The sequence below is a fragment of the Micrococcus sp. FDAARGOS_333 genome (genome assembly GCF_002206575.2).
Classification (GTDB): Bacteria; Actinomycetota; Actinomycetes; order Actinomycetales; family Micrococcaceae; genus Micrococcus; species Micrococcus lylae.
Genome location: NZ_NJFJ02000001.1, coordinates 24,996 through 36,223 on the forward strand (window position 1 = coordinate 24,996; position 11,228 = coordinate 36,223).

General features: G+C 70.1%; 10 protein-coding genes. 2 read left to right on the forward strand and 8 right to left on the reverse strand.

Translation table 11 applies throughout. The features are described from left to right. Positions 1 to 3,183 carry a DEAD/DEAH box helicase gene (locus CEQ11_RS00120; protein ID WP_088477310.1) on the reverse strand — a complete coding sequence of 1,061 codons (3,183 nt, stop codon included), beginning with the start codon at positions 3,181 to 3,183 and terminating at the stop codon, positions 1 to 3. A gap of 81 nt (positions 3,184 to 3,264) precedes the next feature. Here CEQ11_RS00120 and CEQ11_RS00125 point away from each other — a divergent pair, with 81 nt between their 5' ends. Beyond that, entirely contained in the window at positions 3,265 to 3,936 is a 672-nt protein-coding gene (locus tag CEQ11_RS00125; protein ID WP_088477311.1) for a DinB family protein, read from the forward strand. A gap of 129 nt (positions 3,937 to 4,065) precedes the next feature. Then, a complete protein-coding gene (locus CEQ11_RS00130) occupies positions 4,066 to 5,493 on the forward strand; it encodes a hypothetical protein (protein WP_088477312.1) in 1,428 nt (475 codons plus the stop codon). A 37-nt stretch (positions 5,494 to 5,530) separates the two neighbouring features. Here the strand turns inward: CEQ11_RS00130 and CEQ11_RS00135 are convergent, their stop codons facing one another. The 7 genes from CEQ11_RS00135 to CEQ11_RS00165 all read right to left on the reverse strand — a co-directional run bounded on the left by CEQ11_RS00135 (position 5,531) and on the right by CEQ11_RS00165 (position 11,138). Then, positions 5,531 to 5,809: a hypothetical protein gene (locus CEQ11_RS00135; protein WP_088477313.1), complete on the reverse strand. Its 279-nt coding sequence runs from the start codon at positions 5,807 to 5,809 to the stop codon at positions 5,531 to 5,533. A 69-nt stretch (positions 5,810 to 5,878) separates the two neighbouring features. Next, entirely contained in the window at positions 5,879 to 6,949 is a 1,071-nt protein-coding gene (locus CEQ11_RS00140; RefSeq protein ID WP_088477314.1) for a hypothetical protein, read from the reverse strand. Next, positions 6,921 to 8,147, reverse strand: a complete 1,227-nt coding sequence (locus tag CEQ11_RS00145; RefSeq protein WP_088477315.1) for a hypothetical protein — start codon at positions 8,145 to 8,147, stop codon at positions 6,921 to 6,923. The genes CEQ11_RS00140 and CEQ11_RS00145 overlap by 29 nt, the downstream gene beginning before the upstream one ends. Next, positions 8,144 to 8,566 (reverse strand): PadR family transcriptional regulator, encoded by a 423-nt coding sequence (locus tag CEQ11_RS00150; protein WP_088477316.1) that lies wholly within the window; start codon positions 8,564 to 8,566, stop codon positions 8,144 to 8,146. The genes CEQ11_RS00145 and CEQ11_RS00150 overlap by 4 nt, the downstream gene beginning before the upstream one ends. 44 nt (positions 8,567 to 8,610) lie before the next feature. Next, positions 8,611 to 9,627, reverse strand: a complete 1,017-nt coding sequence (locus CEQ11_RS00155) for a phosphotransferase family protein (RefSeq protein WP_088477317.1) — start codon at positions 9,625 to 9,627, stop codon at positions 8,611 to 8,613. A gap of 63 nt (positions 9,628 to 9,690) precedes the next feature. Then, positions 9,691 to 10,326 carry a CbiQ family ECF transporter T component gene (locus CEQ11_RS00160; RefSeq protein ID WP_088477318.1) on the reverse strand — a complete coding sequence of 212 codons (636 nt, stop codon included), beginning with the start codon at positions 10,324 to 10,326 and terminating at the stop codon, positions 9,691 to 9,693. Further along, positions 10,323 to 11,138 (reverse strand): energy-coupling factor ABC transporter ATP-binding protein, encoded by an 816-nt coding sequence (locus CEQ11_RS00165; RefSeq protein WP_227718643.1) that lies wholly within the window; start codon positions 11,136 to 11,138, stop codon positions 10,323 to 10,325. The genes CEQ11_RS00160 and CEQ11_RS00165 overlap by 4 nt, the downstream gene beginning before the upstream one ends. Positions 11,139 to 11,228 lie beyond the last annotated feature (90 nt).

Genomic DNA, 11,228 nt, shown 5'->3' on the forward strand with positions numbered 1-11,228 from the left:
TCACCCTGCTGCGCTGGCCTCGGCAAACGTCGCAGCCGGCATTTCCCGGTCGAGTTCCCAGGTGATCTGCATGGGCCGTTCGGTTCCCGACCACTCATGGAACTGCAGCGTTCCCAGGCAGAGGAAGGCAGCGCCCTCCCCGATGTCATCCGATCCGGTATTGCGCACAAACATCAACGTGTTCGACTCCCCGCGCTGCTTCGCGAGGTACCGCTGGCCCTGTGGCGACTGGGCACGCGTACGGCTCTGGCTTTCCCAATGGAACTGGGACGGGCTGACCGCGAAGTCCCGATACATCGTCGTCGGCGAGAACCGCGATTCATCCTTCTTCAGCGTGACCAGGAAGGCGTCAGTCTCATAGCGAGAGGACCAGGCGACGCCTTCGCGATGCCCACTCTGCTTGCTGTCCCACGTGGCGATATCGAGTCCAGCAAGAATTTCCTCGCGCCTGTAGTGAGCATGACTCAGCAACGCGGATTCCCGAGGAAGGTCCAAGGGCTCTGGCATGGTGCGTGCAGCGTCGAGAGAACACTCCAGCAACTGTGTCGCTTCCTCGACGAACGCAGCCTGCTGACGAGCCCAGCGAAGCCCCTCGTCGAAGGACGTAAAGCGTTCCCGCTTCTTGTCATGGATCGCTGTGAAGTAGAGCATGCGAGCGAACTGCTGCTCGCGCGCAGTCAGAGCGTCGTAAGGGACGTCCTCGGTCAACAGCCGCGTGTAGGCCTCTGCCCGTTCCGCATCATCGACGTGCCGCAAGGTGATGGCGCGCAAGGACTGCCGACGCTCCTCGTCCGTCATCGGACCCCATGGCGGGGCACCGGCGGCTTGCTCGCGAAGGGTGGTCCAGTTTCGTCCGTTAGCGCCCGGACGCATGACGTCGGCCAGCGACCGATCTGCTTCATCGAGGTACTCCCGCAGGCGGTACTCCCACGGTGAACGACGGCCGGCATGGACGCGAATGTCCTGGGCCAACTGTTTGGCGTTCATGTTGATCTGCTGCCGAATATTGCTCAGGACATGATCACGTGCCACCTCGTCCAAGACGATCTGGCTACCTGCAGGCAGGTACGGGAAGTCGTGATGGAGGTCGTCCACCAGCCGCTTCCGCCCCGACCCCGTCAGGGCTCGCAGCTTAAGGTCGAACCGGAACTCAGCACGCTGGTGGCCGACGAAGTCCAGCGCGGTCAGGACCGCTTTGCCTGGCGCACGGCGCAGGCCGCGGCCCAGCTGCTGCAAGAAAATCGTGGCGCTCTGCGTGGGGCGCAAGAACAGGACCGTGTTGACGGTCGGGATATCAACACCCTCATTGAAGACGTCTACACCACACACGATCTTGAGCTCACCCGTCGCCAGCCGGCTGAGAACAGATGCTCGTTCGTCTGAATGCGTCTCGCCAATGACGACAGCCGCGGGGATGCCCGCCTCGTTGAACTTGTCTGCCATGTATTTGGCATGCTCCACCGTGACACAGAAGGCGAGCGCCCTCATGTCATCGAGATCGGAGACCTTGTCCTCGATTGCCTTGATGATCTTCCCAGCCCGCGCATCATTGCCGGTGTAAACGTTGCTCAATGACTGATGGTCGTACTGACCATGCCGCCACTCGACATGCGTCAGATCGACGTCATCAGAGATACCGAAATAGTGGAACGGGACTAAGAGGTCGTCGGCCAGCGCATCCCACAGACGCAGCTCTGACGCGATCCTTCCCCCGAACAGGTCCTTCACGTTCGTGCCGTCCGTCCGCTCAGGCGTCGCAGTCAGACCCAATACCTCGTGAGGCTGGAGATGCACCAACAGCGCTGAGTACGACGGAGCGGCTGCGTGATGGAACTCGTCAATGACCACCACGGAGAATGCCGCCGGGGCCAAGGACTGGACTCGCTCAGGTTTGAGCGACTGAACGGAGGCAAACACATGTTTCCACTGCGTCGGTTTGTGGCCATCAACATAGAGCTCACCGAAGGCCCCGTCCTTCAAGACTTCTCGGTACGTGTGCAGCGCTTGATCGAGAATCTCCTTACGGTGCGCGACGAACAGCAACCGGGGCCTCCGGCCACCCGCCGCGACCGTCAGGTCGCGGTAGTCGAGGGCAGCCATGACGGTCTTGCCTGTTCCGGTCGCGGCGACAAGCAGGTTGCGATGGTGGCCTCGGCGGCGTTCTGCATTGAGGTCGTCGAGCATGATCTGCTGGTGCAGGCGCGGCGTAACGTCCAGACCAGATAGTTGGATCTTCTCGTCCCTTCGCGCGCCCGAAATGTCATCGCTGCGAAGTGCATCGTCGAGACGCTCGGCATCCGTGTCCGGGTTGTAGAGCTCGAACGCCTTGTCGCCCCAGTAGGACTCGAAGGTGGCCTGGAACTTGCGAATGAGAGCAGGCGTCGCGATTTGGGACAGCCGAACGTTCCACTCGAGACCATCGAGCATTGCAGCCTTAGAAAGGTTGGAGGACCCCACGTAGGCCGTTGACAGTCCAGAATCACGGTGGAATAGCCAGGCCTTGGCGTGCAAACGTGTGGATGCCGTTGTGTAGTTCACCCGCACTTCACCACCGAAGTCGCGGACGATGCGGTCCAAAGCGCGGCGCTCTGTTGCACCGACGTACGTGGTGGTGATGACGCGGAAGGGAATCCCCCGGTCCCGCAGCTCCGTCAGTTCCTTCTCCAGCGTGCGCAATCCATGCCACTTGACGAAGGCACACAGCAGATCCACTCGGTCAGAGGACGCCAGTTCGAATCGAATCTCCGAGCCAATGCTGGGTTCACCTTGGCCGTTTGTCAGAAGAGCGACATCGGAGAACGGAGTTTGGGGACGTTCAAAGGGCGTGGGCTTCGGTTCACGCTTCGGTTGAAGCTCATGCAGGACACGGACCTTGCCGTTGTCGGCCTCCTCCACCTCGTCCGGCCCGTAGTCCGGTCCCAGCGCATCGACAACTCGTGCTGCAAGCGCGAGCTGCTCTTCCCGAGTGCGGGCGGATGCCCCGCTGAAGGCATGTTCAATGAGCCCCGCGAGATGCACGGCAAGGTGCCGCGGCAGCGCATCGTCCGCAACGTTCTCCAGAACCGGCGACAGATCGGTGATCTCTTTAAGGTTCTTCGCGACCTGGCGAGTCTCCAAGCGTTCGTAGACACCAGGCACCAGGTCGTTCTGGCGCTTCTGCGAAGACGAGGGACTCGAGCTCATACTCCGATTCTGACAGGCGCGACCGACGCGATAGTGTCCTGGCTCTCCTCCAGGCACCTGCTTTTGCCTACTCTTGCCCCCATGACCACACCCCAAAACCCGGTGCCCTCCGCTGCGGAGGCGAGTGCCGTCGTCGAGAATCAGGAGCAGGGCTCCTCTCAGCAGCCCGCTCCCCTGGTGCCGGGGGCGCCGCACGGCGCGTTCGAGCGCTTCGACGAGTTCGGCCGCCCGGAGCCTGCCTTCGCCGCCGGGGAGGCCGGCACCCTCCTCGGCTTCCTCGAGTTCCAGCGGGCCACGTTCCGGTGGCGGACCTCCGGGCTCACGGAGGAGCAGCTGCGTCGCCGCGTGGACGGGCACGCCTCCGGGATGACGCTCGGCGGGATGCTCAAGCACCTGGCCTTCGTGGAGTTCTTCTGGTTCGAGGTCACGGCGCTGGGCACGCCGACGTCGCAGCCGTGGGTGGACGTGGACTGGGATGCGGACCCGGACTGGGACTGGCACTCCGCGGACCAGGACGGCGCCGAGGACCTGCGGCGGCTGTGGGAGGAGTCGGTGGCGAGGTCCCAGGGCATCGTGACCGAGCTGCTCGGCGAGGATCCCGCAGCAGGGCTGGCCGGAACGCACCCGGCCTGGGGTGGTGCTGCCGACGTCTCGCTGCGCTGGATCATCGTCCACATGATCGAGGAGTACGCCCGCCACAACGGGCACGCTGACCTGCTGCGCGAGCAGATCGACGGTCAGACCGGGGAGTGATCGGCCGCCTCAGCCGCGCGCAGCGGTGAGCTGGCCCAGGCGGAGGAGGCCGCGGGCCGAGGGCTATGGTGTCCGCTGCGCCTGGCAGAATCGGCGTGATCGCCGCCGACGCCGACCGAGGGGAGACACGTGGAGTCCGTGCTCTGGATCCTGCTGATCGTGCTCCTATCCCCAGTCCTGATCGGTCTCGGCCTGGTCTGGCACGAGCACCGCTTCTACGGGAAGCTGCCGTTCCAGCAGAAGCCGGAGCTGGAGACCGCGAACCACATGGGAGTCCCCGGCCAGGACCACTTCCGTCAGGCCCTGCGTGAACTGCGGATGTCCATGGGCCATGATCGGCCCGCAGACGCAACCGCCTGGGTCCGCGCCGCACGCCGCCGCGGCTGGTGGCTCGCCGAGACCGCCGCCGCCTCGGAGGAGTCGAAGGAGCTCGGGCAGGCATTCCGCAAGGTCGCCGCCACCCGCGCAAACGTGGAGGACAACGCCATCACCATCGAGGACACCAGTCTGGCCGGCAGCCTCGAGACCCACCAGCGGGCCGGTCGGAAGTTCGACACAGCCCGCACCATCGGCAGGCAGGCGTGGTCCGTGCTCACCGCTGACCAGCGCGAAGCCATCCGTGCCCGCGCCGAACACCACCATGCATGGGCGGTCTCCGAAATCGTCGCCGTCATCGGCGGACACTGCCAGGACCCAGGACTCTCCCGCGAGCTCACCGCCGCCGCCCAGGCGCCCGTCACGGACAAGGACCTCGAATCCTGGACCGACTGGGAGGCCTGCCTCCACCACTGGGCCCTGGAGAAGGTCCCCCACTCCGCGCGCGTCCACCCCAAGCGCCCGCCCCTGCCGGCCTACGCCGGCGCCGCGGCGAGGAAGAAGCACCTCGAAGCCGCCGAACACCAGAGACGCCCCTCTAACGCCTCCTTCCCGACGACGGCACCCCGCCTTCCAGCGGAGCCTTCCGCTGGAAGGGGTGCGGCCGTCGTCGAGGACCGACCCACACGCGGCTGGGACGGACGCGGCACCCTGGCACGGCGGCGCGAGCAGGCGCGTGGGCTGCACCTGGAGATGATCCGGAAGGTCGCCTCCTATGACCTGGACTTCGACCTGCAGCTGAAGTACCCGCAGTTCCACAACCGGGACATCCCCGAGGTGCGCGCCATGGACGGTGCCGCCCGGCGCGCCTCGGACGAGTGGGACCTGATCGAGTCCGTGCCGCAGCGGGGGCTGACCGCGGCGGACGTGGCGGCCTACCGGGACGCCGTGGACGCCTTCAAGCAGGCCGTGCTCGCCTGCGATGCGCGGGTGCGGCTCATCGGGGACGCCGGCATCTCCGACGCCGAGCTGCGCGACCTCCAGACCGCTCGCGGCCTGTTCACGCACATCTCCGACCCGGCCAACCCGGAGCCGCTGCGGAACCAGTACCGGGCGCGGCTCGTCCAGGTGCTCCGGCGCATCGACTCACGGCCCGGCAGTCGCGTGAGCTTCACCCCGCAGGGGCTGCTGGCGCTGGAGTCCGGCAAGGGTGAGACCGCGGGCGAGGAACGCGAGGACTGACGGCCGCTGGGTCGGCCACAGTCTCGCCCCGAAGGGCTCAGGGACGCTGCACGCGGATGCCGCCCCAGATGAGCAGCAGGGACACCAGGATGGCCATGAGGCCGCCGCCGAGCCAGGCGAAGATCTCCGTGTAGTCCTCGGCGAGCGCGGCCTCGCGCAGGGGGTCGCCGATGTCCTTGAGGATCCAGACCGCTCCGACGGCGATCGCCAGGCCCAGCAGCACGGCGATGATCCCGATCAGACGGCGCAGGAAGCCGGGGCGGCGGCGGCCGCTGCCGGGGCGGGCTCGGAAGGTGCGTCGCTGTGACGGTTCCATGGCGTGAGCCTAGCGGTCGGGCCTGTGCCGCCCCCAGGGCCAGTCACAGTCCGTCCTGCCGTCGCCGCCTCAGCCCTCCGTGCGGGGCCGCAGCGCCAGGCGCCACTGCCAGCCGGCGAGCACGGGGAACAGCACCGCACCGAAGATGCGCCACCACTCCACGCTCTCCTGCGGGGCGAGCCACTTGAAGCCGAGCATGCCCACCCAGTACGCGGCCACCAGCGTCAGCAGCACGGCGTACAGCCGGTCCCTGCGGCGGGTGTCCGGCTGGAAGCGGGCGGCGTACTCCTGCGGGGTGCCGAATTCCTCGGACAGCGAGCTGCCGGAGGCCGCCGCATGCGCCCGGGCCTCCTCCACCACCTGGCGGGCACGCTCGTCCGAATAGCCCAGCCGGCCACGCAGGGTGCCGCCGAGCACGAGGGCCCAGGTGCCGTCGTCGGGGATCTGCTGCTCGAACTCCTTCGCGGTCTCGTCCGTGGGCAGCAGCAGGAAGCCGAGCACGCCCAGGGCGAGGTAGCCGGCCACGATCGCCAGATGCCACGCGACGCTGCCGGTGAACAGGTGCAAGTCCGCCAGCGTCGGCAGCAGGAAGCCGGCGCCCGTGGCCAGAACCAGGACGGCCCCGACCACGATAGCCACGGAGACCCTGAAGGTGCGGCGCACGATGGTCCGCGACCACAGGGTCACCACCACCGCCATCAGCGACCCGAGCACCAGCGGGACCAACAGGTGGGCCCAGGAGAAGTCCACGGTCAGGCCGTCGCGGATGGCGAAGACCAGCGCGAACGGGATGGAGAACAGCGCCGAGATGATCAGCGCGTTGGACGGCACAGACCTCCACGTCAGCGGAGGCTCCGTCTCCAGGACCACCTGGCCCTCGCCGGCCAGCTCGTCGCGGCGGGAGCGGGCCCAGTCCGCGGCCGGGCCGAACAGCTTGTCCGGGCGCGTGCCCGACCCCTCGACGACGGCCACCGCCTCCGCGAGCTCCCTCGCCACCACGTCCTCCCGGACGTCGTCCATCAGGAAGCGGGCGAGCGCCTCCTCTGCCCAGCGCCGGTCCGACTCCAGGCCGCGGGCCGCGACGAAGCGGTCCAGCAGGGCCGGGATGCGGTCATCGGCTCCGTGGGTGTGCGTGCTCATCGGGGCCCCCTTCGGTGGTGCGGGTGGATGTGGTGTCGGAGGTACGGGTGGAGGTGGTCTCCGCGGTGTGCGAAGACGGCGTCTCGGCGGCGTGGGAGGCGCTGCGGACACCGGCCCAGGCGAGCCCGGCGGCGGCCACGGCACCGGCGACGATCACCCAGTGCACCCAGGACGCCTCCCCGGCCGGGATGAGCACGCCGAACAGCATGGCCACCGTGATGGCCATGGCGATCGTCATCACCACGGCACGGTTGCGGGCGAGGTGGACGCGGTCGCGGGGGACACGGGCGGCGTAGGAGGCCGGCGAGCCGAACTCCTCGGCCAGGGTGGTGCCGGCGTCCGCCGCATGGGCCCGGGCCTCGGCGACCGTCTCCGTGACACGGTGCTCCGGCACGTCCGCACGGGAGCGCAGGAGGTAGGCGAGGCGGGCGGCCCACTCCTCGTCGGTCCGCGGGGTGGCGCCCTGGTCCGCCGCCGCGTCCGGGAGCACCCGGGCGGAGATCGCGGCCAGGCCGCCGTAGACCGCTGCCGCGGCCAGCCACAGGAACGTGCTGGTGCCGGCGACAACGACCTCGCCGAGGGCCAGCATCACCAGGACGACGGCGCAGAGGACCACCCCGGCCAGGGCCAGCCCGACGCCGAGCGCGACCGCCATGGCCAGCCGGCGCTGCAGCCGGTCCCAGGCCCAGAACACCCCCACACCGCCCACGCCGATCACCCCTGGCATCAGGAGCAGGCCCGGGGAGAGGTCGGTGGTGAGTCCGTCCACGGCGAGGGTCAGCACGAACGCGAGGAGGCTCGCGGCCGCCGCGAGCACGAAGCCCACCGAGAAGACGTCCGCCACGGAGGTGGCCGAGGAGTCCGTCAGCGAGGTGCCCTCGGCTGCGGCCTCCGCCTGGACCTCGGCGGCCCAGTCCTCCGGCAGGCCGAACAGCTCGTCCGGGGACTCCTGGGCCTCGGCGACCACGGAGCGGGCCCGCGCGAGCAGGCGATGCCGGTGGGCCGGGGTCACCTGGTCATGGGCGAGGTGCCCGGCCGCCTCACGGGCCCAGTCCGCGTCCTCCTCCCGGCCGCGGACGTCCGCGAAGGAGTCCACGAGGTCCCGGAGCGCACGAGAGGCAGAAGCGCCCCTGCCCAGGGTGCGGGCGACGGGGCCCTGGCGGTCTCGGTGGTCGGTACGGTGCTGCGGCGTGCTCATGAGGTCCCCTCCTCGGTGGTCTGCAGAGTGTCGGCCTCGGATCCCACGGCTGCTCCCGCGGCGCCGAGGCCGGCGAGCGCGACGGCGAGGGCCTGGAAGGACGCCACGGCCTCCGCGTACTCGGCGCGGCCGGCGTCCGTGAGCTCGTAGTCCTTGCGGCCCGGGCCGCCCTGACCCTCCACCCAGCGGGTGTCCACGTGGCCGGCCTCCTCGAGGCGGGCGAGCACCGGGTACAGCGAGCCGCCGCGGAGCTTTCCGAAGCCGCGCTCCGCGAGCGTCTGCGCGATCCCGTACCCGTGCAGCGGCCCCTGCAGGAGCGCACCCAGGATGGCGGGCTCCAGGGCAGCCCGCACCCAGCCGGAGGGCCAAGGGCGGTGGTCTGCGGAGGCGCGGGAGCCGTCGTCGGGAAGGCGGGTCATGTATCTAAGTACACCTTGTACCTAGGTCCGGGCGCAACCCACCCTCACGCCATGGACACCTCGGCGAACGGCCGCCCGGCCTCACGCCACAGCGGCACGATGTACTCCGCGTACTCCCGCCACACCGCCTCCGGCATGACCGTCCAGCACTGCAGCCTGTTCGCCGCGCCCAGCGTCATCGCCAGGTCCAGCGCCCGCTGCTGCACCTGCTGGGGCGGCGCCTCACCGCCGGCGAAGAACTCCTCCAGGTAGGCCGCCCGGATCGCCGTCACCGCGTCTTCCCCGAACACGTTCCGCGCCGGGAACAGCAGCGCCCGCAGCGAGGCGAACGGATGCCCGAGCACCGCATCGCCCCAGTCGCTGATCCGCACGCGCCCGTCCACCAGGAACGCATTGCCCGCGTGCAGGTCGTTGTGCTCCACGCTCAGCAGGTCCAGCTCCGGGTGCTCCCCCACCAGCTCCTCCCACGCCCCGACGACGGCACGCATCTGATCCGCGGCCCTCGCCTTCTCCTCGGGCCGACAGTGGACCGGATGACCGACGGGCAGGGCGGCAAAGACCTCGAGCCGCTCGGCCATGGTGCGGACGGCGTCGGCGGGTCGGAACTCGGGCATGCCCAGTCCGGCGAGGTCGGCGGCCGAGACGCCGCGCTGGACGCGGGCCAAGGCCCGGGCGAGGGCGACGTACCCGGGGGCGGGGCCGTCGTCGGGAAGGGGAAGGAGGAAGGCGATGTCCTCGGTGCGGGAGAGGGCGGCGAGGGTGGGGCCGGCGTCGGCGCTGAGCTGCCAGCCGCGGCTGGCGTCCGCGGCGACGAGCGGGAGGATCTCATCCGGGCAGCGGGCATCCAGGACGCGGCGCAGTCCGACCTCGCGGGCCAGGGACGGGTGCGGGGCCTTGAACCAGTGCAGGAGGCCGGCGGCGGGGCCGGTGCGCGGGGTGGCCTGCCAGATGTCGCCCCAGCCGCGCTCGCGCACGACCGACACGTCCAGGTCCGCCGGCTCCACGGCGAGCGCCTCGGCGATCCAGGCGTGGGCGGCGGTGCGGTCGGCGTCGCTGAGCATGCCGGTCAGCCTACGGGGCGGTCGGGGGCACCGCGCCGGGCCGCCGTGCGCTACCCCGCGGGCTCACTCCACGCCGCGGGCGGCGAGGGCATCCCCCACGTCGTCGGCGTGCTTGAGCGAGAGCACCAGCAGCGGCAGGATCCACGCCCACGGGCGCATGCGCACGCCCCGGGACGCCTGTGCGGCGCGCACCTGGTCGGCGAGGCCGCGCAGGTACCCCATCGCGCTGAGCACCAGGCCCATCGCCAGCCCGACCCGTTCCGGCCGGAAACCGGCCCGCGCCAGGGCCGACCCCACCACCGGGATACGAGTCGCCGCCCCCACGAGCGCCTCGGCCACCGCGGTCATGGCGGCGATGCGCGTGGTCCGTGTCATCACCTGGGCCGCGAGCACCACACCGAGCACCCGCCCGACCGTCGCCACCGCCGCGGTGAGGTCTGCGAAGAGCCACTGGGCGGCCAGCAGCATCGCGTAGAACAGCCACAGGGACCGCAGGTCCGCGGCCAGCATCCGCACGCCGCGCGCGGCACCGAAGCCCACCAGGTAGCAGGCCAGCGCCCCGGCCACGGCCGCCGCGGCGGTCCACAGGGTGGCCGGCACGATCGCCAGCACCAGTGCCCACACCGCGAACACGGCCATCTTCAGCCCGGCCGGGCCGCGGTGCAGCAGCGAGTCCCCGGCCACGTACAGCGAGATCATCGGGGCGGCACCGCCTCACCCGCGCCCTCGGCCGGCGCCACGTCGAGCGCCCCACCGAACTCCTCGGCCACGGCCTCGTCCAGGAACGCCTCGTACTCGGACACCACGTCCTCGGCAGGGCCGTGCGCGCGGAGGCGACCGTCATGGATCCACACGGCCTCGTCGCAGGCGCGGGCCAGATCGAGGTCGTGGGTGACCAGCAGCAGCTGGAACCCGTCCGCGGCCAGCAGCCGGTCCGCGACGATCCGGCGGTGCCGTCCGTCCAGCAGCGAGGTCGGCTCGTCCGCGATCACCAGGGACGGCTCCGCGGACATCACCGCGCACATGGCCAGCCGCTGCGCCTGACCGCTGGACAGGGCCAGGCACGGACGGTCCGCCAGCTCGGTCAGCCGATGTTCGGCCAGGGCGGCCTCCACTCGCGCGGCGATCTGCTCCTTCGGCATCCGCTGGCCGGCCTCGTCCCGGAGGGACTTCACGGTGAGCTCCACGTCCTCGCGGACGGTGGGCATGATGGACTGCGCCGCCGGATTGGCGAACACGAACCCGACCGTCCGCCGCAGCGCCTTCACGTCCTCCACGGCGTCCACACCGTGTACGGTGACGGTCCCGTCCACCACGTCCGCCAGCCCGGCCACCGCGCGCGCGAGCGTGGACTTGCCGGAGCCGTTCTCCCCGACGACGGCCACCCGTCGCGCCGTGAGCCTCAGGTGCACGTCCTGCAGCAGCGTCACGACGCCGTCCGGCCCCTCCGCCTCGACCCGCACCCCGGCCAGGTGCACGCCGTCCGAGGATCCGGGGCTGCGGTCGGGCACGCCCCCCGCCTGCGGTGCCTGCACCCGATGGGCCTCGTGTGCGTGGCCCCACTCGTGCGACCTCTGCTCCGCCGCGCGGCGGCGTCGTCC